Annotated in this window: 16 protein-coding genes; 8 read left to right on the top strand and 8 right to left on the bottom strand. The window is 38.9% G+C overall.

The features are described from left to right. Positions 1 to 38: 38 nt before the first annotated feature. From hyaB to J8L86_RS17775, 5 genes are all read right to left on the bottom strand, one after another. Complete coding sequence (gene hyaB, locus J8L86_RS17755; protein ID WP_080915684.1) at positions 39 to 1,742, bottom strand: nickel-dependent hydrogenase large subunit; 1,704 nt, start codon at positions 1,740 to 1,742, stop codon at positions 39 to 41. A 3-nt stretch (positions 1,743 to 1,745) separates the two neighbouring features. Continuing rightward, positions 1,746 to 2,882 (bottom strand): nickel-dependent hydrogenase small subunit, encoded by a 1,137-nt coding sequence (gene hyaA / locus J8L86_RS17760; protein ID WP_211031185.1) that lies wholly within the window; start codon positions 2,880 to 2,882, stop codon positions 1,746 to 1,748. Positions 2,883 to 3,336: 454 nt separating this feature from the next. After that, positions 3,337 to 5,643 carry a tetratricopeptide repeat protein gene (locus J8L86_RS17765; RefSeq protein WP_211031186.1) on the bottom strand — a complete coding sequence of 769 codons (2,307 nt, stop codon included), beginning with the start codon at positions 5,641 to 5,643 and terminating at the stop codon, positions 3,337 to 3,339. Positions 5,644 to 5,798: 155 nt separating this feature from the next. Next, positions 5,799 to 7,487, bottom strand: a complete 1,689-nt coding sequence (locus J8L86_RS17770; protein WP_211031187.1) for an alkaline phosphatase family protein — start codon at positions 7,485 to 7,487, stop codon at positions 5,799 to 5,801. 115 nt (positions 7,488 to 7,602) lie between these two features. Then, complete coding sequence (locus tag J8L86_RS17775) at positions 7,603 to 8,418, bottom strand: hypothetical protein (protein ID WP_211031188.1); 816 nt, start codon at positions 8,416 to 8,418, stop codon at positions 7,603 to 7,605. 293 nt (positions 8,419 to 8,711) lie between these two features. On the opposite strand from J8L86_RS17775, the gene J8L86_RS17780 reads away from it, so the two are divergent. Further along, positions 8,712 to 8,960, top strand: coding sequence for a YdcH family protein (locus J8L86_RS17780; protein WP_055023969.1), 249 nt, complete (start codon positions 8,712 to 8,714; stop codon positions 8,958 to 8,960). A gap of 96 nt (positions 8,961 to 9,056) precedes the next feature. Here J8L86_RS17780 and J8L86_RS17785 read toward each other — a convergent pair whose 3' ends face one another. The 3 genes from J8L86_RS17785 to J8L86_RS17795 all read right to left on the bottom strand — a co-directional run bounded on the left by J8L86_RS17785 (position 9,057) and on the right by J8L86_RS17795 (position 14,941). Then, a complete protein-coding gene (locus J8L86_RS17785; RefSeq protein ID WP_211031189.1) occupies positions 9,057 to 10,319 on the bottom strand; it encodes an ectonucleotide pyrophosphatase/phosphodiesterase in 1,263 nt (420 codons plus the stop codon). A 218-nt stretch (positions 10,320 to 10,537) separates the two neighbouring features. Beyond that, positions 10,538 to 13,741 (bottom strand): efflux RND transporter permease subunit, encoded by a 3,204-nt coding sequence (locus tag J8L86_RS17790; RefSeq protein ID WP_211031190.1) that lies wholly within the window; start codon positions 13,739 to 13,741, stop codon positions 10,538 to 10,540. A gap of 3 nt (positions 13,742 to 13,744) precedes the next feature. Continuing rightward, the gene (locus tag J8L86_RS17795) at positions 13,745 to 14,941 is read right to left on the bottom strand and encodes an efflux RND transporter periplasmic adaptor subunit (RefSeq protein ID WP_211031191.1); all 1,197 of its coding nucleotides are present in this window, start codon (positions 14,939 to 14,941) and stop codon (positions 13,745 to 13,747) included. A 498-nt stretch (positions 14,942 to 15,439) separates the two neighbouring features. Here J8L86_RS17795 and galE point away from each other — a divergent pair, with 498 nt between their 5' ends. The 7 genes from galE (at position 15,440) to J8L86_RS17830 (ending at position 26,347) form a co-directional block, all read left to right on the top strand. After that, positions 15,440 to 16,468, top strand: coding sequence for a UDP-glucose 4-epimerase GalE (gene galE / locus J8L86_RS17800; protein WP_211031192.1), 1,029 nt, complete (start codon positions 15,440 to 15,442; stop codon positions 16,466 to 16,468). A 414-nt stretch (positions 16,469 to 16,882) separates the two neighbouring features. After that, the gene (locus J8L86_RS17805; protein ID WP_055023964.1) at positions 16,883 to 18,229 is read left to right on the top strand and encodes an MFS transporter; all 1,347 of its coding nucleotides are present in this window, start codon (positions 16,883 to 16,885) and stop codon (positions 18,227 to 18,229) included. Positions 18,230 to 18,354: 125 nt separating this feature from the next. Further along, entirely contained in the window at positions 18,355 to 19,377 is a 1,023-nt protein-coding gene (locus J8L86_RS17810) for a glycoside hydrolase family 43 protein (protein WP_211031214.1), read from the top strand. Between the two features lie 317 nt (positions 19,378 to 19,694). Beyond that, positions 19,695 to 22,706 (top strand): TonB-dependent receptor, encoded by a 3,012-nt coding sequence (locus J8L86_RS17815; protein WP_211031193.1) that lies wholly within the window; start codon positions 19,695 to 19,697, stop codon positions 22,704 to 22,706. Positions 22,707 to 22,783: 77 nt separating this feature from the next. Then, positions 22,784 to 24,469, top strand: coding sequence for a tryptophan halogenase family protein (locus J8L86_RS17820; protein ID WP_211031194.1), 1,686 nt, complete (start codon positions 22,784 to 22,786; stop codon positions 24,467 to 24,469). A 73-nt stretch (positions 24,470 to 24,542) separates the two neighbouring features. Further along, positions 24,543 to 25,268: a SapC family protein gene (locus tag J8L86_RS17825; protein ID WP_211031195.1), complete on the top strand. Its 726-nt coding sequence runs from the start codon at positions 24,543 to 24,545 to the stop codon at positions 25,266 to 25,268. Positions 25,269 to 25,330: 62 nt separating this feature from the next. Next, entirely contained in the window at positions 25,331 to 26,347 is a 1,017-nt protein-coding gene (locus tag J8L86_RS17830) for a cupin-like domain-containing protein (protein WP_211031196.1), read from the top strand. Positions 26,348 to 26,396: the final 49 nt, after the last annotated feature.

Raw genomic sequence — 26,396 nt, forward strand, 5'->3', positions numbered from 1 at the left:
AATTCAATCCTCTTCGACAGTCGTCTCGTTATAGTCCATTAGAGTCCATTAGGGTCGATACGAAACTCGCCTAAACTGGTACCTTTAAAGTCCATCACATGTACAGCACATGCCATGCAAGGATCAAACGAGTGGATGATACGAATCACTTCTAAAGGTTTACTAGGATCTTCTAGTTCAAGCCCAATTAAAGACGCTTCATAGGGGCCTACTTTACCGTTTACATCTACGGGGCCCGCATTCCAAGTCGTTGGTACAATCGCCTGATAGTTTTCAATTTTTCCGCCTTTAATGCGGATCCAATGACTTAGCATTCCTCTAGGGGCTTCAATCATTGCGTGACCAACATAATCCTTAGAAGAATCTATTTCTGGTGTAACAAAGGTGCTTTCGTCTGATTGCATATTGACTAGCATCGCATCAAAGGTTTTTAATCCTTCTTCAGCAACAATTACGGTTTGAAGCATGCGAGCTGCTGTGCGTCCTAATGTGGTAAATAAAGCTTCAATGGGTAATCCAGTTGCTTCAAGTAAACCATTAACTGAATTAACAACGACCTTATTACCACGGGCATAACTCACAAGTAATGATGCGAGCGGTCCAACCTCAACGGGTTCATCTTTGTATCGTGGTGATTTAACCCAAGAGTATTTACCATCACCATCGACCGTTGGTAATTTGCCGTAAACCGTGTCTCGTTCAACAAAACCGGTATAGTTTGGGACTGTAGTGCCTTCGTATGGATGTTGCGCATTATCTGCTTCATACCAAGCATGAGTTACATCTTCTTTAATTGAATCAGGATCGATATCAGTTACACCTGCTAAATCACCATTCATAATGACGCCTTGGTCAAACATGTATTGACCATCAGCTAATACAAAATCATTGGTGGCCATAAAGTTTTTGACATTAACGCCGCCTAACACACTCGGTTCTGAACCAAATGCTGCCGCTGCCATGACGATATCGGCTTTATAAGCACGTAATATAAAATCCTGTACGATTGCGTGTTTTTGTTTCCATTCTTGTAAGCGAGCAGGGCTTAACATATCTCGAACAGATGTCACTCCACCAACTACTAATGATTGCGGGTGAGGGGATTTACCCCCGAATATCGCCAGCATTTCAGCTGCTACTCGTTGTACTTCTAATGCTTTGAGATAGTGAGATAGGGCTATTAGATTTTGCTCTGGCGTAAATTTATAGGTTTTATTTCCCCAGTAAGCATTGGCAAACGGACCTAGTTTACCGGTATCAACTAAGCCTTTAACACGCTCTTGAGCGGCACGTAAGTCACCTTCACCAGCTGCAATGGGATTTGCTGTATATTTTAATGCCTCTTGTGCAGCGAGCGCGGGATCAGCTGATAATGCAGAAACAACATCAACCCAATCCAAACCGTGTAAATGATAGAAGTGAACAATGTGATCATGCATATAGAGCGAGGTTTGCATTAATGAGCGTAAATACTTTGCATTAAGTGGTATTTTAACGCCAAGCGCATTTTCAACAGCCTCGGTTCCGCAACGGTAATGAGAATAGGTACACACACCACAGATCCGTTGCACAATCAGGCCAACATCCATTGGCGTTCTGCCTTTTAAAATGACTTCTATGCCACGCCATAAAGTTGAAGAAGACCATGCTTTTTGAATGACATTATTTTCATCAACTTCGACTTCAACACGAAGGTGACCTTCAATACGAGTAATAGGATCGATTACGACACGTTTGTTCATGAATTATTCCTCTAAAGGCTTGGCAAAAAGGCTAGCGACGGCATGTGCACCGATTCCTACAACGGTTGCGCCTAAAATAACTGCGCCGATAGTGTCTGCTGTTGCATCAACTCCGTGAAGTAATTGCCTCCCGAGTGGTTTTTCAAAATCAGCCATGTCATCCCAGAAGTTCGGTTCTGAGCAGCCAATACAGCCGTGCCCTGCTAGCACAGGCCAACTGGTGTGGTGGTTAAATCGTTCTGTTGGGCAATTGTTGTAGGTGTATGGGCCTTTACAGCCGACTTTATACAAGCAGTAGCCATCTTTTGCACCTTGGTCACCAAAGGTTTCAACAAACTCACCGGCATCAAAGCGACCACGTCTTTCACAATTGTCGTGAACGCGTGCGCCATATGCCCACTTAGGACGGTTAAACATATCTAAAGCGGGAAGTTTGCCAAACATAATGAAATACATCAGAGTGCCGACGATATTTTTTTCACTTGGTGGGCAGCCTCCTAAGTTAATAACAGGTTTGTTTATGACATCTTGTACCCCTTTAGCACCCGTTGGATTTGGCGCTGCTGCTTGAACACCACCAAAGGCAGCACAAGTGCCAACTGAAATAATTGCAGCAGCACCTTCAGCTGCTTCTTTAACGATATGAAGCCCTGTATGTCCTTTACAGCCAACGGTTAAATAGGCGCCATTATTTGCGGTCGGAATAGCCCCTTCAACTGCGAGTAAATAGTTACCTTTATAAGCTTCCAGTGCATGTTCTAAATTTTCTTCAGCTTGCCAGCCTGATGCAGCCATAAGGGTTTCATGATATTCAAGGGAGATATGATCAAATATTAAACTGTCTAAGTTGGGTGTATCAGTTCGTATAAGTGATTCTGAACAACCAGTGCACTCAGCCATATGTAGCCATATAAGTGGCACACGATCGGCCAGTTCTGCAGCTTCAGAAACTAAAGTCGTAAAAGGCAAGGGCAGTGCTAATAAAGCCGTTACTGACGCACTCCAAGTCATAAATTCACGACGAGTGATGCCATTTTCCTTTAATTTTTCTTCTAGGGTAACGGTTTGGCGAGGTGCAATTTCACGAAGCTGTGCCAATCGTGTCTTGCTGCGGTTATAGAGAGCTGAGTGTGTATCCATGAATCAACCTTATTCCGTGGTGAAGGATCAAACTATATGGACACAATATAAAGAGGCTTGAACTGAGGCATATTGATATAAATCAACTTTAAAACACTTGATTGATTTAATTGGCGAACAATGAGGTTTGATTTGATTTTAATCAATTGAAGCTAATTTAGACAGCTGGGGTTTAAGTATAAAATTGCAGAATAAACCCCTTTTCCCTAGTAAAAACAGAGTAAGTTGCAATAAATATAATTGCGTTTCTATTTATTGAAAATGCAATTTTTGGATATCTGCTTTAGAAGGGGGGATTTGGAGTTTTAGAGGTTGTTCTTAATTCGATATAAATATAATTAACTTTTTCAGATAAAAAGCGCTCACTCAGACTAGTGACTCAAGATTACAGAGTTTATTGTAACCTTGAGTGCACTGTAAGGCGCGTACGTAATCTAATAATAGTCATGCATGCTTAACGTCTAGTTAATTGCTTAATTACCTGTGGAGGAACAATTTTTGACAGTCGATTAATACAAGCATTCGTTGTTGGGTCACGATGTTTTATTTTAAACTCGCATAACGCATACAAATGTTGTGGGTTATTACCCACTTTATAAGCTTGTTCGATTGAGTTCATTGCTTTTTTTATATCTATTTTCTCTTGCGCGAGTCCTAATACATACCAGTATTGAGGATTTCTTGGTTCTACTTTCGTTGCTTGTTCGAAGTAGTCAATTGCTTCTGCAAGTTGCTGTTGTCGATATAAATTAAGTCCTGCGCTGTACCTTAGTAACCCCGCTTTAGGTTGATTAGTTATTCCTTGTTTTAAAATAGCTAAGGACTTGTCATCATCACCGGTTTGTCGATATAAATCAGCTAAATTGGCATAACTTGTGGCAAAAATAGGTTCAATTTCAATTGCTTTTAAATAGCTCTTCTCTGCTTGTTGTATTTTTCCTTGGGCTAAATATACGTTAGCTGTATTCATCAAACCAAAACCTCGATCTGCATTAAAGGATTGAATTGCTAGATACTCATCCAAAGCGGGGCGAAGTTTTTCTTGTTGGGTATGAGTCATACTTGCCCAGTCATTAATGAGAGAACTTGCCGTTTCTGTTCTTACTGCAAGTACAGGGTCATCAAGTAAAGGACTTATGATTTGCCAACGGTCAGAAAATGGATATGAGGTCACACCAGCAATAGCGCCCAGCTTGATTTGTGGATCTTCATGTTTTACACCGCGCATTATTGCAACTAGTGCATTTTGTCCAGGGTAATCACTTAATCTACTTAATGCTGATGCTCTTATGATATCTGGGTTAGCATTATTTTGAGCAATATACGATAAGCTATCTCCGCTCGTCGGTACGCCTACAGCAGCTTGAGCAAACACTGTAGCAAAAGAGTCAGTTTGTCGATAATTTGATTGTGGGTAACGCTGCTTAATTGCATTATCAGCCCATTGGTTGTCTTTATCGGTATGACAAGATGTGCAAACGTTAGGAGTGCCGATTTTTAAACTGATATCTGGTCTAGGAACCTTAAAACTATGATCGGCTCGAGGGTCAACGTCCATATACGTCGTTTTAGGCATATGACAGGTCACACACTGCGCTGCGTCTGTGCCTGATTTATGTTGGCTATGAGTGTCAGCGGTATATTCACTAGGTAAGTGGCATTTAAAACAAATCGACTCGATTGGCGCATTAAGTTTATTACTATGAGGGTTATGGCAATCACTGCAGACGACCCCAGCTTGATGCATTTTGGATTGTTTAAATGAACCTAAAACAAACACTTCATCATAAATTTGGCCATCTGGATAATACAGATCTGCAGTGACAGCATTCAAAATGTATTTATCATAAAAGTTGCCTTTAATGTGATCATTTTGGTCACTTATTTGCGCTCTACGGCTATGACATTGACCACACGTGGCTAATTGATCAGATCCCTTAACTTCAGTTGGGGTTAATATTTTCTGACCTTTTTCATAGACCCATTTTCCTACTTTCGGCGATAAAGTACGCTCAAACCCGAAAGTCGCCTCATTTATTTTCGTATTACTATCATCTTGGTGTGTCGCTTGGTTATTGCCTTTGATTTTAGCTTTTACATTTGAGGTGTTGGGTTGTTGGTTAGCCCAATACAAGTGGTCGCTGGCGGGGCCATGGCAAGCCTCGCAACCGACATTAATCTCGGACCAAGTGGTATTGTATTGATTTTTTTCAGCATCATAATTTTTGCTAATGTTTGTAGAATGACAATCAGCACACATGTAATTCCAGTTCTGGCCATTATTAGTCCAGAAGAACTCATCATAGGGTTCCATATCTGGGTAAAGGTGAAACCATCTTTGCCCACCTTGCTCTTGATTTCGGGCATCCCATGCTAATGGAATAAGTTGTAGCCGACCATCAGGGAACTCAACCATATATTGTTGTAATGGATGGTAGCCAAACGTGTAGCTGATTTGATAATCATTAAACTTGCCGTCAGGCCCTTTTGTATTCACCCAATATTGGTCATTTATTTTAAATAATCGATATACTTCACCTTTGACTGTGAGAGAGGTATTGTCGAAATTTCCTAATACCGATTCGGCATTTGCATGACGCATTGACATATCATGATGTGAACCTTGCCAGTCTTTATATTCAGTTTGATGGCAATCTATACATTGATCTGTCCCGACGAACTCAGCGGCTTGTGTTATTGAGTGGTAACAATAAGAAGTAATAAGAATGCTGGCAAACAAAACTAGATGATTGAATTTCATATTAAAACTGCTATTTATCAAAAGGACTTTTATAGTAAAGCCAATTTTACAATTTACCAACACTAACTGATGACTAATTGAAAAAGCCAAACATAAGTTTGGCTTTTTGTTTGCAATAGATATAACCACGAAACGTCGTTATTTTGTAAAAGTGATTAATCTTTAAATTGTTTAATCACTTCTTTTAATGGAAACCCAGCAGCACTCGATGGCGCATTAATACCAAGAATGGCACTTAAGGTAGTGGCCACATCGACGGTGGCGACAGGCCGTTCAATCAGTTGCCCATTGAGTTTTAATCCAGCAAAGATTATTGGAACATGAGTGTCATAACGCCATGGGGAACCATGTACAGATGCGACATTGAGGCCATCAAAATCTGCTACGAATACATTTGGCTCAAATACGATGTAAATATCACCTGAGCGGCTGGGGTAAAAACTATTAATGACCTTTTGAGTTATCTCATCTTTAGGTACTGCACCTTCTAGTAAATGATGATAACTGTAGGCACGATGTATGCCTGCAACATTATTTAGAACGTCAGCGACTACAGACGTTGCATCTTTCAATTTAATTCCACTTTTTTTGAGGGCATCGTGATCTAAATTGACATAAGGTTGCCAAGCATTGGCAAACAAATTACCGCTAATCTTCCAGTCTTTTTTTAGTTTAACGATATCTTGTTGTTTTTCTAGAGAGGCTAAATCAAAATGAGTGGCTTTGGTGCCAAATTGGGTTAAATAGCCCGGTGCTTCAGGTGCGCCATGATCTGCTGATAATACAATTAACGTATTATCTAAACCTACTTTGTCATCGACATAAGAAAATAAACTGGCTAGCGTTCTATCAAGACGAAGTAAATTATCTTCTGCTTCTAAACTGGATGGCCCAAAAATATGGCCAACATAATCCGTAGATGAAAAACTAACAGATAAATAATCAGTGACTTTGTTTTGACCTAATTGATTATGTTCTATGACTGATTTAGCAAAATTGGCCGTCATTTCGTCACCGACTGGGCTGACAGTTAAAAACGTACTGAAATACGGATTGTCTCGCTTTCCAAATTGATGTGGGAATGTAATACCGTAACCTGGTAATTTAGTTTTCCAGTCATGAGCCGCATTATCACCAAACAAATATTCAGTTGATTCTTTAGATAATGTCCAAGACGTATTTGCATATTTTGCAATATCATTTTGTTGATTAAATTCATTAACCCATTGTGGATATTGATCAAAATAATATTGACTACTGACAAACTCACCCGCTGATTTAGAGAACCAAAAAGCTTTTCCTGTGTGACCTGCAAGTGTAATTGCACCTCTGTCTTTTACTGACACTGCAAATATTTTGGATTTACCATTGTTACTGGCAGTGAGCTCATCACTAAAGGTGGTCGCTAAGATATTTTTAGGTGAGCGGCCTTCAACTTTACTGGCTTTTTGCGTGGGGTCTATTTCATTTTCAGCATCAACAGCAGCATTAGCACTGATCAAAGGGTGAGTTTTATCTTGAACGTTATAGATGGGCTGCTGTAATTGTTTATCAAACCATAAATTACTCACCATACCATGACTCGAAGGATGTGCGCCTGTCGCCAAAGTGGTGTGGCCAACAACTGTTTCTGTAATGGCATGTTGGTGATGGGCTTCGGTATAATACACGCCTTCATCAATAAGGTAGTTGAATCCTTCATCGGTAAAGTGATGCTGATAGCGGTTGAGTAAATCAGCGCGTAATTGGTCAACAGTAATCTGTAAGATTAATTTAGGCTCTTTAGCATCAACCTGATTTACAAGACAAACTGATAAAGCGGCAACGATTGGCGTCCATTTCATTTGATATCCTTTTCAACATAGTGGTCGAAGTGTGTACTCAATATTGATACGTACTTAGATATGTTTAACAGAGATCCTTAAAATGATAAATAAGACAATGGTGTTGTAACGCTGTTTATTTCAATAATGCTTGCTGACAGAGTGCTAACGATAAGCGAATTGAGTCAAGATATTGTGATGCGTGATTGTCAGACAAATACCATATGCCTGCGTTTTTTTCAGGTTGTTGGTTAAAGAAAAGGGGTTCTACGTCTAATAAGTTAGATTGTGTAGAACATGCTAACCAGTGTGATAACGGTAAATTCGCTAGTTTCTCTAGCGCTATAACACCTTCAGGTGTGCTTGATTGTAAGTTCGCAATTTTAGCTAGTAGGGTAAAAGGAGAGTCGTTAAAGCTTTGCTCTGATGTGACGTCTACTGCACGATAGAGGGTTTTATTGTTATCTGATGATAACAATAAAGCAGGCCAATTAATCTGCGATCTTGGTGACTCTTTAATTTGGCTTAGTGCGATTCTTCTTTCTCCAAGCCAGTTATGAACAACGCAAGGCAGGTGCTCGTTTTTTGCCATGGTATTATTACGGGCTAAATTAGGCAATAACGACATTCTTGTTAATGAAAGGGGAATCGTTAAACGACTAAATAAGATAAAACATGCCAGTCCAGAGGAAGGCCAGCAATTCAATCTGCTTTGAAGTTCATGAGCAATAGCAGAGAGTTGAGTGCTTAACCATTTATTATGGTGGCCGGTAACGACAAAATCTTCTGTTGAACCTGCAAAAGGGCCATTACAAATATTAATGATATGCTCTCCTTCAGCAACAGTTCCATTAAAAATTATCGAGTAGCCTTTTTTAGATGCTTGCCAATCTCCGTTGGCATTGCCAATAATTGTCACTTGGCCAAAATGTGGCGACTCAAATAATTGCATGTTAGAACCATAACGACGGATGAGAAAAAGAGAAATATTTACCAGTAAGCTTAACAGTAATCCAGAAATAGCGCTAAAAATTGCCTTGCAAACGCCTGCTTTATAGGCAAAAAATATGTTCTTTTGAATTACTGTATTTAATTAAAAACACTTTCTTGTAAACCTTAGCGTCAAAAGTGGCATTATTTGATTGAATTTTAAACTGTGTGATCTACATTCTAAATACGTTAGATTTATTCTTGTAAATTTATAAAGAACGAACATGGTTTATTTAATAATCAAATGAGGCTTTTATGTTAGGTGAAAATCACTCTCTTAGAAATGAATTTCCAGATCATTTAGACACAATCACTGCACTAAACAGTAGTGATGCGAACTTTGCTGAGATTTTAAAGCGTTATGATGAACTCGATAAACAAATACGTGATTTAGAGCTCAAAGACTCGCCAATTGCCGATGATGCAATCCATGATTTAAAACAACAACGCGTTGAAATGAAAGATGCGCTTTATCATAAAATAATGGAATCTGAAGCTAAGTAACTATCGCTATATTGTCTACTCCTTGGTTGTTATAAAAGCCTGTTGATGACAACAGGCTTTTTTATCACCAAATAGGGGATCCGTTAAGTCATAGCGTTACGGTTTGCGCAGCAAAGGCGACAAAAAACGTAGCTCACCATCAATATCATCGGGTATCGTTAGCCCTAAAATATTGGCAATCAAAGGGTAGAGATGAATATTATCTGCTTGATCAATTGTTGCCTGATTAAATGCAGGCCCTTTGGCGTATAAAACCGTATTCATATCGTGAATAGTTTGTGGATCATAGCCATGCTTTCCAATCACGCCAGGTTTTGCATCTGTGGAAGTAATATAGTGATTGTTACTAATAATAACGGCATCACCAATTGAAGGATTTCCACTAAAATGGAGGCGTTCTGGCATTTCAGCTTGTAAATAAAACGCTAAACCGTCTACCTCTTCCACAAGCACTTTCAGCCTAGCTAAATCTTGCTTTTTATTTTCACCTATGGCTGTGACTAATGAGAAGGCAGCATCATTATTAAAGATAAACTTATCCTTTAAATCAGCGACTTTACCCACTAATTTATCTGTGTAAATTCTATCAAATTCATCTACTTTAGCCATGCCGTGATCTGAAGTGATGATGACATTGATATCAATCGGTAAGTCATTTATTTGTTTAAGTAAACTCGCAATAAGTTTATCAATGTATTGCACTGCGTTGTATGTCTGTGTTGACTCTGGGCCGTGATGATGGCCTGCGCTATCAACATCCGAAAAATATAAGGTAACGAATTGTGGTCTTTCGCTTTCTGGTAATGAAAACCACTCAACGACTTGTTGAATGCGTTGCTCATTTGGGGTTCGGCCATCATATTTAAGCCAGTAATTAGGTCTAAAGCCAGCAATTTTAGCTTCAGACCCTGGCCAGAAATAAGTGGCAGATTTTAATCCTTGTTGACGCGCCAAAGACCATAAAGGCACACCTTGATAGAACTGGCCATCGGTGACTGCTTCATGAATATTCATTGCATAATCACGTTTTAATACTGGATTATAAAAACGATTCGACACAATACCGTGATTTGCCGGATACAGACCGGTCACTAAAGTTAAGTGATTAGGAAAAGTTACTGTAGGAAAAGCCGGAGTGAATAACTCAACCGTTGCGGCATCCTTAGCAAATTGATTAAGTGCTTGAGGGTTATGTAGCTGATTGTAATCGTATCGATAACCGTCAATAGAGATTAATAGAACATTTTGCTGTTTAGCTGCTTTTTGACTGTCTGCGTTAACATTGGCGGAAAGTAATACGCACCAGGTTAAAAGTACGACTATGAACAACCTATTTTTGAAGGGAACACTTGCTTGCATTGTGATAATTTTCCTTTGAAAGAACTGAAGCACTGTTGAGATTAAATTTTCGTTTTCATTAACACTAATAATGCTTTACGCGAGTTAATATAGCCTAGTTATATGACAAATCGACAAAGACTGGCTTAAAAGTAATAAAAAAAGCGAAACCTAAGTTTCGCTTTTTTAATCGTTAGCCGTTAATTCTTTGTCTGGCCAATTCAGAAGTTAATCCCTTGCTAGCTTGAACTATTCGTTAACGAATTAAGCTCTGCTAATGCTTGTTCCTTTGTTTGTGGTACGTAAAGATGATAAATCTTACGTGCAATACGTCGCATATCTTCTATCGCAATATACAAACATGGGATTAAACATAAGGTAACCACAGTCGCAAACAACACGCCAAACGCTAATGAGACAGCCATGGGAATAACCATCTGAGCTTGCATGCTTGTTTCCGTCATAATAGGTACAAGCCCAATAAATGTGGTTAATGACGTTAACATTATCGCTCTAAAACGGCGACAACCTGCATTAATAACAGCTTCATTCAGCCTAATGCCTTGTTTACGGGAATTATTGACATAATCGACCATAACGAGGGAGTCATTGACTACAACACCTGCAGCGGCGATGATCCCGAATACCGATAGGGCACTTAAATCAATGCCTAATATGATATGTCCTAACATAGAGCCAATCACACCAAACGGAATCACTGACATGATCATAAAAGGTTGCACATAGGATTTAAGCGGAATCGCTAACAAACTATATATCACTAGCATTGAAATAATAAAATCACGCATTTGCGTATCAGCACTATCAAGCTGCTCTTGAATACTGCCTGAGACTTCACTTTTTACACGAGGATATTTGGCTAACAATTCTGGCATAAAGTTATCGCGGATATCTTTAGCCAGTTTGAAAGGCTCTGCTTGCTCTGCATCAACTGAAGCCCATACATTGATGGTGCGATTACCATTTTCACGACGAATACTACTCACACCTTGTACGACAGTAATGTTAGCCACTTCAGATAAAGGCAGTTCTGCGCCTTGTGGGGTTTTGATTAAAACATCTTGAACCAAGGCGATAGAATTACGTTGTTCCTCAGGGTAACGAAGCATCACTTTAATTTCTTCACCGTTGCGAATAATACGTTGTGCCTCAAGACCATAAAAACTGTTACCAACTTGCGATGCAATGTTGGCTAAGGTAAGACCTAAACTATGGGCTAACGGCTTTAAATCAAATTGAACTTCTTTGGCTGAAGATTGGCGGCTGTCATTGACGTCACTGACACCTTTTAAGGTGTTTAGTTTGTCTTTTAATGCTTGAGAAGCAGCTAACAGTTGTTGTTCATCATTTCCTTCCAACCTAAAGCTAATATCACCGTCATCACGTCCACCGCCAAATAAACTATCTTGAACAGTGAACGATTTGACTCCTGGGATTTTAGGCATTGCTTGGCGCCACATTTCTGCGACTTCAAATGTATTGATAGGTCGTAAAGATGGATCAACAAGCTTAGTTCTTACTTCCGCCCGAGTACGACCTTGTAATTCAACTTGTAGCTCTGCAATCATGCCTTGACCATATTGATCCTCTAGTTGCTTTTCAACGGTACGTAAGGCTTTTTCGATTGAGTGAGCTGCATCTAATGTTGCTGTTTCCGCAGCATCGACATTCATTTCCAAGCTGATGCGAGGGAAATCATGTGGGATTTTAGGTTGGCCAATAAACCTAACTAATCCACTGATATATAATGATGCGCATATAACAATTAACATCAAAAAGGTTGCAATAACCGCATAACGGTATTTAACCGCAACAGTAAGGCTTGGTTTATAAACGTTTTTTATGAACCAAGTCAGATTAGTTTCGATTTTCTTCTGAATGAAATTGACCCCATTTCGCAGCCAATCCAACGGATTCTTTGAACCTGGTTGAACAACTTTGGGTTTGTTCATATGGGCTAAGTGAGAAGGTAAAATCAGCTTTGACTCAACTAAAGAAAATAATAGACACAATATGACGACATAGCCGATTGCTTGGCCAAAGGCGGATGAAGGTCCGTCATCTAAAGTAATAGGTAAAAACGCGGCAATGGTGGTCAGTACGCCGAATGTCGCTGGCATAGCAACTCGTTTTACCCCTCTAATAACACTATCTATGTTTTGGCCATTTTCTTCACATTCTGTGTGAGCACTTTCGCCCATGACGATGGCATCATCTACCACGATACCGAGGACGAGAATAAATGCGAATAAACTAATGACGTTGATTGTCACGTCAATAAAACCCATTGGCATAAATAATAGGGTACCAAGGAAACAAACAGGTAATCCCATCATTACCCAAAAAGCGAGCCTGACACGTAAAAATAGCGCTAACATGAAAAAGACTAGAACAGCACCTGTTTTCATACTGTCTAGCATCAAATCTAACCGACCATCTAGGTAATAGGTCATATCTACCCAGGGCTCTAATGTAACACCTTCTGGCAACAGCGCTTGTTTCTTGGCAATGTATTCCTTCATTGTGTCAGCAACATCTGTGATGCTTTGATTTTTTGCTGCTCCGACAAAAAATGTGACGGCATTTTGTCCATTAAATTTTGAGTATTGAATACCTTCTTCAAATCCATCATTAACCGTGGCAACATCGCCTAATAAAAGATTAGTACCATCATCTAAGGTTAACAGTGGCAAATCTTCAAATTCATAACCAACATAAGCTTGGTTTTCAACACGTAAGTTAATATAGCCGTTTTCAGCTTTGATTTGTCCAGCAGACATATTACGTGAGTAGCCACGCACAGCTTCTGCAACATCATTAAAGTTAAGACCAAATTCACGCAAACGGTCTTTACTTACCTCGACACTGATTTCGTAATTTAAACCACCATAAAACTCCGAAATATTAACATTCGGTAATTGCATGATCTCTTTATGGATTTTTTCGCCTAAATCTTTTAGTTGTCGCTGAGATAGATCGCCATACAAACTTAAATACATGACTTCTTGACGAATTTTGATTCGCTCAACTTTTGGAAATTCCATCCCCGCAGGAAAGGTTGATACAGAACCAATTTCAGACTTTACTTCATCTAAAACAATCTGTGGGTCATAAGAGTCTTCAATCCTGAAGTAGCCGTTTGCTTGGTTGCGGTTAGAGTAGGTGATGACACGTTGTAAACCTTGAACGGTTTCAAGTGCTTGTTCAATTTTTACTGTTATACCTTCTTCAACTTCTTGTGGTGCTGCGCCAGGATAAACTGCACTAAATTCAATCCAGTTAATTTCAACGGCAGGGAAGAACTGCTTACGAATCGTATTAGCAGTCAGTAAACCACCAAGTAAAATAATGATCATTAGTAAGTTTGCAGCAACACTGTTACGAGCAAACCAAGCAATTAAGCCTTTATTTGTATCTTCCATGAATTATTCCTTGTCTTCCATGGCTACAGCGGTGTCAGAATTCATCCCAATTGTTGGCTCAGTTTGTAAAACCTTATCCTGTGGTAAAGCAACTGACATCCCTTCAACAGGATAATCTAGGGCTGAAGTGATAATGTTCATACCATTTTCTAATCCACTCGAAATAATGACGTTACTGCCATCTTGTCGAATGATATTAACGGGTAAATAACGCAACTTATTTTCTTTATCCATAGTGGCGACAAGACCATTTACAATAAGGTGCCTTGGAACGACAGCAACTTCACCAGCATGGGTTCCACCAATATGTGCTGTAACATAAGTGCCGTAACGTAACTCTTTATGATCCCCTTTAAGACCATAAGGATCATCGACTTCAGCCACGAGGTAGGTCATCCTACTTTTACTATCAATAATGCCTTCACTGCGGACAATAGTGCCTATCCACTCTTGCTTTTCACCGGCAAAATTACCAACAAGTTTAACTTCAGCATTGGCACCTTTACGGTCAAGATATTGCATTTCTTTATCTGCGAGAGGTAATCTCACTTCCGCTTTGTCTGTGCTATAAACCAACCCAATTGATGCGCCATTACTGACGTAAGTACCAAGACCTATGTTACGACTGCCAATAAGCGCATCGTATGGGGCTTTAATAATGGCACGTTCAAGGTTGCGTTTAGCCCGTAATAGTCCAGCTTCAGCGCTTTTCAGTTTAGCAATCTCTTGTGCCAGTTGTGGTTTGCGAAGACTTAAGTCACTGGGTTTGCTATCAGTAATTTCTGCCCATTCACGTTCGGCTACTTGAGCGTTTGCTTTTTCTTGTACTAATGTCGCTTTTGCTGATGCAAGATTGGCTTGTGCATCTAACAGCGCTGATTCATAGTCACTTGGATCAATTCTGGCTAGAACATCTCCTTTTTTGATGAAGCCGCCTTTAACAAAGTTATCTGATAGATAGGTAATTTCACCACTGACTTGAGCGACTATTTCAGTATGGTATTTCGCATTGACAACACCGTAAGAACTGACGGTAAACGTCATTGGTTGGTATTGTATTTTTTCAATTGATACGAGAGGCGTATTATCAATTGGTGGCTTTTCTTCAGGTGGTTTTTGCATTGAAATAAACACGCCTGAAATCAAAAGACCTACACCAATGATCCCTAATGGGAATAAAATTTGTTTTGCTGTAGCCACGACACTTCCTCTTGTTGAAGCTTATACAGGCCAAATGCCCGCTTAAATATTATGGTTATAGATATTATACGAGTATGTTACACGCTTTGTTAAAAGGTGACTGTTTCAATGTGTAATTTTTTGTGTCAATTAGGTATACATAATACGCTGCGTTTTAGAACACTTATTGTTTCGAATAATCAATAGTTTAAATTTGATTGTTAGAATTTCTAAGGTTTGTTAAGTACGACAAAGTACATATTTTAGGCGAAGTTCAAAGGTTTACATAGTTCACTTTGTAATCATTTTGTTACTCGTGACGAAGGTAGGTAGGCCTCAGTAAGCATTTTATTGTTAATCATTTCTTGGTGAATACTGCATATCGTTAACAAAAAACAATCTGTATAAAGGTTCATTTTTACGATAGACTTAATTTCATTAGCTAATTTTGTCATTAACGTTCAAAATTACGCTCAGCAGATAGCACATTTAAGTAAAAGTATTTCACAAGGAATAGAAATGAACGTTTTAGTCACTGGTGGTGCGGGTTATATTGGTTCGCATACGGTTTTATCGTTACTCGAAAATGATTGTAATGTAATTGTTTTTGATAATTTATTTAACTCAAACCTAGAATCGATTAAGCGAGTTGAAAACCTAACTGGAAAGTCTGTTCATTTTATTGAAGGTGATATCAGAGATAAGTCGCAGCTTAAATCATTATTTAGTGAAAATAATATTGATACAGTCATTCACTTTGCTGCATTAAAAGCGGTTGGTGAATCAGGACAAATTCCATTGGCTTATTATCAAAATAATGTGCATGGTTCTGTTTGCTTACTGGAAGTGATGGCTGAACATAATGTGCATAATTTTATTTTTAGTTCATCGGCTACAGTATACGGAGAAGAAAATGATGTTCCGTATGTTGAAACGATGAAATTAGGTACGCCTTCAAGTCCGTATGGTGCCACTAAAGTAATGGTTGAGCGCATTATGGCCGATACCGCTGCATCAAATCCCGATTTTAGAGGGGTGTCACTCAGGTACTTTAATCCGATCGGCGCACATGAGAGTGGTCAGATTGGTGAGTCGCCTAAAGGAATACCAAACAATTTACTGCCATATGTCGCACAAGTTATGGTTGGGAAAAGAGAAAAGTTAAGTGTATTCGGCGATGATTATCCAACTAAAGATGGTACTTGTGAGAGAGATTATTTACACGTAATGGATCTTGCTGAAGGTCATGTAGCAGCGATGAATTGGTTAACACGTCATCCTGCATTTACCGGGGTTGAAGCGTTCAATTTAGGTACAGGAAATGGCGTTTCAGTATTTGAAATTGTTAGCGCTTTCGAATTAGCGGTAAAAAAAGCCATTCCTTATGAAGTTAGTCCAAGACGTGCTGGTGATTTACCGGCTTTCTGGGCCAATGCTGAGAAAGCCAATAAACAGCTTAATTGGAAAGCCACTCGTACATTGCAACAAATGATGGAAGATACATGGCGTTGGCAATCTGCCAATCCAAATGGCTACGACAAAGAATAAGTTTCTAATTATAAGGGCGATGAATACATCGCCTTTTTTATTGCTTATAAACGTCTGTTTTATCAGGAACCGTTAAATCAGACCTTGAATGCTTTTACTCATAATAATGTCCTTATACGAGTATGTTAAACTTTGCTAAGTTAACCATCCGTAATCAGCCGCTTCAAATCTTGAACACGAAAAAATGAAAGTCTTCTTATCAATGTCTTCTTATCAATGTCTTCTTATCAATGTCGTGACTAGTCAATAACGCTGAACACATTCTACTTAGGCGACAATGCCTCTTTATATTACCCCACATCAAGCTTGTTGTTACTAAATGGATAAATTTCCATTAAAAGGTATTTACAATCTAATTTTAACCATATAGTATTTTTGACTATAACAAGTTAATTACATTTGGCTGGGGTATAAATGGAAAACGCAAAGCTGACCATCAAAGAAAAAATGGGGTATGGGTTAGGTGATACTGCCAGTAATATCGTGTTTCAAATGGTCGCTAATTTCATGTTGATTTTCTATACCGATGTTTATGGCCTGTCTGCAGCTGCAGCCGGTACCTTATTGCTGTCGGTCAGGTTATTTGATGGTTTTACTGATCCAGTCATGGGCGGCATTGCTGATAGAACGAGAACCCGTTGGGGATCGTATCGTCCATATATTTTGTTTCTTGCGATTCCTTATGGTGTTTTAGCGTGTTTAGCCTTCATTACTCCTGATTTTGATACCACTGGAAAACTTATCTATGCCTATATCACTTATGGACTATTGATGACCTGTTATACCGCAATCAATATTCCTTATGGTGCTCTTGGCGGTGTCATGGTTAATGATCCTAAGGAAAGAACGTCATTACAGTCTTACCGATTTGCAATGGCTATGGCTGCGTTAGTCATTATTGTGTGGGCAATTCCGAGACTAGTTGAGTTTTTTGGTCAAGGTTCTGATACCAAAGGCTATCCATTAGCAATGGTGTTCATGGGAGCATTAGCTGCAAGCTGCTTCTTGTTATGTTTTAAAATGACGAAAGAAACTATTCAGGTAACAGAGAGAAAAAGCTTTAGACACATTTATAAAGACTTCTTTGAATTATTTAAGAATGACCAATGGTTAGTGATAGCCATTATAAGCTTAGCGACGTTAACACTCATAGGGATCCGTGCATCTGTCGCACCGCATTACATTAAATATTATGTGGGTGACGAGAGCCTTCTATCAAATTTTTTAACAGTAGCAGCTATTGGCTCTGTTCTAGGTGCAATTTCGACAAATTTCTTATCTAAATACTTTGAAAAAAAGGTGTTGTTTCAGGTTGCTTTAGTTGTTGTCATTATCTCTCATAGTTTATTTTACGTGATTGCTAACGATCAAATACTGCTGATATTTATCATCTATTTTATTGCTAATTTTGCACACATGATTATTACGCCCATTATGTTCTCAATGGTTGCAGACACCGTTGACTATGGTGTTGAAAAGATAGGTAGACGCCTGACTGCAATTACTTTTTCGGGCCATTTATTAGCTATCAAATTTGGTTTCGCAATAGGCGGAGCATTAGCAGGATGGTTGTTGTCGGCTTATAACTATATACCCAATCAGCAGCAAACAGATGAAACCTTGTCTGGCATATTATTAGCCTTTGCCGGCATACCTGTGATTTGCACTGTCATTTGTTTAATTGTGATTGCGAAATACAAGCTCACAGAAGTTGAAGTTAAAAAAATTCAACTTAAATTGATAGGGACTGAGCAGCAATAAGGCAAAGACTTGTTAATCGCTACAGAATATAGACGGTAAGGATTGTTTCTATAACAAGATTGCCAACGTTTAATAATGGATGAGATGTAAACAAGATGGAATCGGAAAAGAAACCAGAAGCTGAAATGAGTGATGCTGAGCGTAAACAACAACTTGACTTAAAGAAAGCGAGATCTTTTAAGCCAAAGAATCCGCCATTAGTCACCAATATTTATACAGCAGATCCTTCGGCTCATGTATTTAATGAAAAAATTTATATTTACCCTTCACATGATATCGAAACCGACAGTGCGATAAATGATGATGGCGACCATTTTGCTATGCGTGATTATCATGTTCTTTCGATAGATAACCATAGTGAAGAAGTGACAGATCACGGCGTGGCATTAAGTTTAGAAGACATTAAATGGGCTTCAAAGCAACTATGGGCACCTGATGCCGCAGAAAAATCTGGTCAATTTTATTTCTATTTTCCAGCTCGTGATTATGACGGTATTTTTAGAATTGGTGTTGCGATTAGTGACAGGCCATCTGGGCCTTTTAAAGCACAGGAAAACTATATCGAAGGGAGCTTCAGTATCGATCCCGCCGTGTTTAAAGATGATGATGGCAGTTATTACCTTTATTTTGGTGGTTTATGGGGCGGTCAGCTACAAAACTGGCGTGATGGTAAATTTAGTATTCAAGATAGCTACCCAGCTGATAATGAGCCTGCGTTACCAGCAAAAATGGCTAAATTATCAGACGATATGTTAACGCTTGCTGAGCCTGTAAAAGATATTGTGATTGTTGATGAATCAGGCGCTCCAATAACAACAGGTGATAACGAGAGGCGCTTTTTTGAAGCATCGTGGCTACATAAATATCAAGGCAAGTATTACTTTTCATATTCGACAGGTGATACCCATAAAATTGTTTATGGCATAGCAGATAACCCTTATGGACCATTTGTTTATCAAGGTGTGATTTTAAATCCAGTTTTAGGATGGACGAATCATCATTCAATTGTATTTCATCAAGAAAAATGGTGGTTGTTTTATCATGACTCTAGTTTGTCATCAGGTAAAACCCATCTGAGATGCGTAAAGAAAACAGAATTAATACACGATATAAATGGCAAGATTTTGCCAATAACCGCGTATAACTAGCATTAGAGCAAATTTTTTTGCTTACTTCAGTTATGGTCAAGTTGACATTAAATTGTTAAGTCAATATAGACGATGTCAACGAGAATTAAAGCTGTAGTCAATTTTTTACAGTCTATGAAGCAATAAATGTACAGAGTATCGGTAAGGACTTGATAGTTAATGCTTTTAACTATTTAATAACATCTAAACCGATAGCAGTCTTTGTTAGCACTCTTTATTGATAATGATAATTAGGTTTTCAAGTTTTTTATTGGCTTGTGTAAACCAAAAAGGAGTCATTGCCGATTTGGCAATAATGAAGAAAAGGGGAGAGTTAGATGTTTAACAAAACGATTATAACAACTTCGATTCTAGCAGCATTAAGTTCAATGGCTGCTAATAACAGCTACGCTGATGAAGAAGTTGAAGTCATTACCGTTACGGGTATTCGTGGTGGCTTAGAAAGAGCCATGGATATTAAACGTGAATCAGAAGGTGTTGTTGATGCAATTTCTGCAGAAGATATCGGTAAATTTCCTGATACCAACTTAGCAGAATCATTACAGCGTATTACTGGTGTATCTATTGACCGAGCTAGTGGGGAAGGCAGTCGTGTCACTGTACGTGGTTTTGGCGCAGCGAATAACTTAATAACTTTAAATGGCCGTCAATTACCAAATACAACAGGCGACAGAACGTTTGATTTTGCCAATGTTGCAGCTGAAAGTGTTAATGGGGTACAAGTTTATAAAACCTCTAATGCCAGTGTTACATCAGGTGGTATTGGTGCAACGATTAATCTTACAACGTTTAAACCACTTGATAATCCAGGATTAAAAGCCACTATCAGTGGTAAAGCAATTGAAGATAAGTCATCAGATAAAGCCAGTACAACACCAGAACTAAGTGGTCTTTATTCACAAACTTTTGCTGATGATAAATTTGGTATTGCCATTTCAGGCAGTTATCAGGAACGTGAAAGTGGCATGCAGCAATTCCTTCAAGATCAAGGCTATCGTGCAAGTGACTATACTAATACTGGCTGGGGTGGTGTTCCTGCAGGTGCTGAAGGTGGTGCAAACCGTCCAACTTCCGGTATTTACTCAAATGCACAACAACCTCGTTATATCTTTGAAGAGCGTCAACGCGAACGCATAAACGGTCAAGTAACTCTACAATATCGCCCAGTTGAAAACTTCACTGCAACAGTCGATTACACTACGTTTAGAAATAACATCGAAGAACAGCATACTGATGCTTCTGTATGGTTCAACTATGCTGGTGATAGAAGTGAATCTGTTTGGAGCGGAGAACCTAACGCGTGGCCTGAGATTTACTCTGAAATTTATAACATCAATAGTCCTGCAGATTTACAAGATACGTCATTAACTGTCGGAGCTTGGGGCCGTGAAGAAACAACAGATTCTATTGGTATTAACTTAGATTGGGATGTGACTGACGATTTGTCTTTAACGTTAGACTATCATAACTCCTCAGCGGCGATGGAAGCGAGTGATCCTAGGCACGGAACACGTAATAACGTACAACTTCCTTCTTATACCCGTAGCCGTACAGGTCTCGACTTAACCGGCAGTCTTCCGGGGATTGCGACTGGTAATATCGAAAACTTTAATCCTAGCACGATGCGTTTATCGGGTAGTTGGTTTGCTAATGACAAATATTCTTCTGATATTGAGCAAACTCAATTAAGTGGTAAATATCATTTAAATGAAGATTTAAATATCGACTTTGGTGTCGCTTACAATAAAGTGAATAACCATTATCGTCATACTCAAGTTCAGCGCCCAGATTGGGGTGGTGTTGGTGAGGTAGGTGACTTCGCTGGTATTGATTGGACTGAAGACACTATCTTAGATAAATTTTCTGGTACACCTGGCAATTTCGAAGGAACGCCTACGCAAGAAGATTATGATCTATTCAACAAAATCTTTTATGCCGATTTTGACCAGATTGTTAATGCTGCAGAACTTGCTGATCCTGAAGCGAATGTTGATGGTTTATACGGTGATTGTCAGGCTGCCCCTGGCGCGGCATCTGGCCCTAATGGAGAAGGTCAATTCTGTGCGTCAACGCAATGGGATGCGGGAACAAACCGTTTTACAGAAGAGAAAACCACAGCTGCTTATTTGCAAGCCAACTACTTTGGTGAAATCTCGGATATGCCTTTTAGTGTTCACGTAGGATTACGCTATGAACAAACAGATGTGTTCTCACAAGCGTCTGCTCCAGGTTATAGCCGTGTTGAATGGACTGAAGCAACCTCAACTTCGGTAACAGGTATCACAGGTATTGAATCTTTGAATCAATCAGCTGATTACGACCAATTCTTGCCTAATTTAAACTTCAATTTATCAGTCACTGATGATCTTATGGTGCGTGCTGCTGCAAGTAAAACCATTTCACGTGCAAGTTACAATGATTTGCTAGGTGGAACTTCAATTAATACTGGTGGCAGTTTAAGTGGTTACTCTGGTAGTTCAGGAAATCCAGGACTTGAACCTTTAGAATCAATTAACTACGACTTCACCGGTGAGTGGTATTACGATGAAGGCAGCTATGCCTCTGTTGGTTACTTTAGAAAAGATGTCTCGAATTGGATCCGTACCGGAACAACCACCTCTAATATTTTCAATTTATCAAATCCATTAAGTGGACAAAAGTTTGATTCAGCAGTGGCTGCATTGGGTGCTGGTGCAACGAACGAGGAAATTCGCGAGTATATTTTCGAGAATTATGAAAATGATCCGAATGTTCAACCAAACTATGATGCTGACGGTAACTTAGATGGCGGAACAATTATTGGTGATCCTGCTACCGACGACGAAGTCACATTTAACCTGAATGTTCCTGTTAATGGCGATGAAGAACACACCATTGATGGCTTCGAATTTAATGTTCAGCATTTATTTGGCGAAACTGGCTTTGGCGGTATCGTTAACTACACCATGGTTAACTCAGATCTTGAATACGATAATAATTCGCTAGAAGACACTGAAGCTTTAGTTGGGTTAAGTGATACGGCCAACTTAGTTTTATTCTACGATAATTATGGTTTACAAGCGCGCGTAGCTTATAACTGGCGTGATGCATTTTTAAATGAGCGTCGTGTAAATGGTGATTTAACTGCGCCTATTTATACTGATGAATATTATCAGATAGATTTCAACGTAAGTTATGACATCCCTGCTGTAGAAGGCCTAACAGTATTCTTAGAAGGTATTAACGTGACTGAAGAGTACGTGAAAGAATACGGTCGTGTTGATCAGTTAGTGTATAAAATAACTCAAACAGGAGCACGTTATGGCTTAGGAGTTAGATATACATTCTAACAATTCGTCACTGGCTCATCTATTTCGGTAGATGAGTCAGTACGATTAATTTGAATGTTTATCTAGTGGATCACAACATGACTTCAACAGCCATTAAAAATATCGTTATTGTTGGGGGCGGAACTGCGGGTTGGTTAACCGCTGCAATTTTGGCTTCTAAAATAACTCATTATGCTGTCACTATTACCTTAATTGAATCGCCCGATATCGCGACAATCGGTGTCGGTGAAGGGACGTGGCCTTCAATGCGTCAAACTTTACAAGATATAGGTATTAGTGAGGCTGAGTTTTTAACTGAGTGCGATGCCAGTTTCAAACAAGCCTCGAAGTTTATTAATTGGAATGTGAGTGATACTAGTGGTAGTGATAATTCTGTCACTCATAGTTATTACCATCCATTTTCACTGATTAGCTTCCCATTTACCGATGCTTTCAAGCAATATCAAACGGTAAAAAATAATTTACCGTTTGATATCAAGTTTGCCGATGCTATGGGATATCAAACCCAGTTATGTCAGCAAAATCTCGCACCTAAGCAAATATCAACACCAGAGTACCAATTCGTTTGTAATTATGGATACCATTTAGATGCAGCAAAATTTGCAAACTTATTAAAACAACATTGCGTGAATAGACTTAAGGTGAGTCATATCTCTGCTAATGTGATTGGTATAAATAACGTAAACCAATGCGTAGATGTTCAAATATCAGATACCGAGTATTCTGAAAATAATAGCGTTACTTGCCGCCATGGGCATATTGAATCAGTGACGATTAAAGATTCAAGTAACAAGGATAGAAAGATTCAAGGTGATTTGTTCATTGACTGCAGCGGTCAGCATTCATTGTTATTAGGCCAGCATTACAAGATCCCATTAGTGTGTCAAAAATCAATATTATTTAATGACAGTGCAATAGCGGTTCAAATCCCTAACGACACTACAGCCAGCATAAACTCAAGTACGTTATCAACAGCTGTAAGTGCGGGATGGATTTGGGATATTGGGCTACAAACAAGAAGAGGTGTAGGTCATGTATATTCCTCTTCTCATCAAACAAAGGATGAGGCCTTAACTGAAATTAAGCGCTATATCGGGACAAGTACGCCTAATTTATCTGAGCAGCAACGAGAAAATTTGTCATTTAAACATCTTGCTTTTTCACCAGGTTTTCGTCGCCAATTCTGGCATAAAAACTGTGTTGCAGTAGGGATGTCTGCGGGATTTATAGAACCACTTGAAGCGTCTGCCATTGCGGTTGTTGAACAGTCTGCAATTGAAATTGCACAACAATTTCCAACAGATCTGGCAATTCTTCCAATCGTTACTGAGCGTTTTAATGAGCGCATGAAGTTACATTGGCAGCAAATTATCGAATTTTTAAAATTGCACTATGTCTTATCCAAGCGACGAGATAGCCAATATTGGTGCGATCATCAAACATTAAGCTCAATACCTGATTCACTAAAAACATTACTCAATCTGTGGCAACACCAATTACCAAGTGCAGCGGATATTACTCACGTGAATCCTCTCTTTCCTAGTGCGAGTTACCAATATGTTTATATGGGGATGAAGGAGACGACAACAGCGAATACACCTGATCCAAAGGCTAATTTATTGAGTCCAAACTCAGGCATCACTCCTCGTTATATCGCCTTTTTAGAAGATGTGATGAGTAAACGACAAACATTATCTCAACGAATGAAATCTAATCGGGAACTGTTAGATCTTGTTAGGCAACAAGGCTTTTCTGCTATCTAACTAAAACAAACTAACCAAGATAAACAAAATAATATGAGATTGTGGGTAAGGGCAATCTTGTCGGGAGAATAAGATGAATCATGTACTACTTAACAATGTAGAACACAAAGAATTACGTATCAATACACAGCGTTCAGCAGAACTTGGCGATGATTTATGGTTTGCTGCGACTTTTTTAGCAGAGATCAAAACTGCGCAAGCCCATTATCCCATCTTATTTCAGAAGCATTCTGATACTGGCGAATTTAGCCCTGTCACCTTATTCGGTTTTAAAAACCAAGAAAATCTATTTTTAACTGAAAACGGCTGGGATGCGAGCTATATCCCACTATCAGTTCAAAGGATGCCTTTTTATATTGGCTATCAAAAAACAGCGCAAGACGGTGTTACTGATATGCAACGTGTCATTACTTTAGATACAGACTCTCCGAGAGTGAGTAGCAACCAAGGAACTGCTTTGTTTCTTCCGCTAGGTGGTAACAGTGATTATCTGGAACATATTGGCAGTGTGCTTGAAACCCTACACCTAGGTTTACAAGAAAATCAGCAATTTATTGCAGCGTTAATCCATTGTGATTTATTAGAATCGGTGTCGATGGACATTAAATTAAATGATAGCTCTCATCATCAATTAATTGGATTTTATATCATTAATAAAGAACGACTAGCCAAATTAGAAGATGCAGAACTTCTAGGACTTCACCATGCAGGTTATTTAGAAGTTATTTACATGATTATCGCGTCTCAAGCTCACATTAATAAGCTGATTGAACGAAAAAATAAACAGCTAAACAATTAACTTCAGAGTGTTAACAGCAAAGGTTGACTTACCCCCTCACAGAGTTGATTGAAGAGAATGATATGGCCAATAAAAAATTAGTAATTAGTGAATATACTGGTGTCACGCACCAGAATATCGACAGAACACTGCTATATTCAGAGCAACCAGTCATATTAAAAAACTTTGCCAGTGACTGGACACTTGTTCACCATGGTAAAAAGTCATTACTTAAAGCCATGGATTATTTACGTAAAAAATTTGATGGTGATAGTGTTAATGCTTGTTATTTACACAACGACCATCAAGGGCGAGTTTTTTATAATGAAGATTTGTCAGGATTTAATTTTGATCCTTTGCAGTTGCCTTTAAATGATGTGTTAGCACAACTCATTGACCAAATCTCAAAACCGCATCCCGATACCATTTATGTAGGTTCAACGAGCATTAAGCACAATTTCCCTGAATTATTGGAAGAAATTACAATCGATACCATGCCAGATGATGCATTAACGAATATCTGGATGGGTAATCAAACAAACATATCAGCCCATTATGATGTTGCGCAAAACCTAGCATGTTCAGTCGTTGGAAGGCGTCGTTTTACTTTATTTCCGCCTGAGCAAATAGATAACCTTTATATTGGTCCAATAGATCTTGCTCCTGGAGGTCAGCCAATTAGCTTAGCTGATTTAACAAATCCTGATTTTGAGCGATATCCAAAGCTTAAACATGCATTTAACGCTTCTCAAGTTGTCGAATTAGAAGTGGGGGATGCGTTGATTATTCCTAGCATGTGGTGGCATCAAGTTGAAGCCTTAGCACCATTTAATGTGTTAATTAACTATTGGTTTACTTCGGGCTTGGGGCATTTAGGTCAACCGAGTAACGCTTTAATGCACGGTATTTTAAGTCTTCGTGACTTACCTAAAGTGCAAAAAGATGCTTGGAAAAAATTGTTCGATCATTATGTTTTTAACGATGAATACAGTAATTTTGAACATATCCAACCATCTGCACAAGGTGTTTTACGCTCTCCATTAAATGAAATAACGGCAAGAAAATTACGTGCGCAAATTCAAAATCAGTTAAGGCGTTAAAGTTTTAATATAGAATAAAAACAATAACCTAATAATCTAGGTACAAGTG

It is taken from the genome of Shewanella sp. MMG014 (genome assembly GCF_018100775.1).
Classification (GTDB): Bacteria; Pseudomonadota; Gammaproteobacteria; order Enterobacterales; family Shewanellaceae; genus Shewanella; species Shewanella japonica.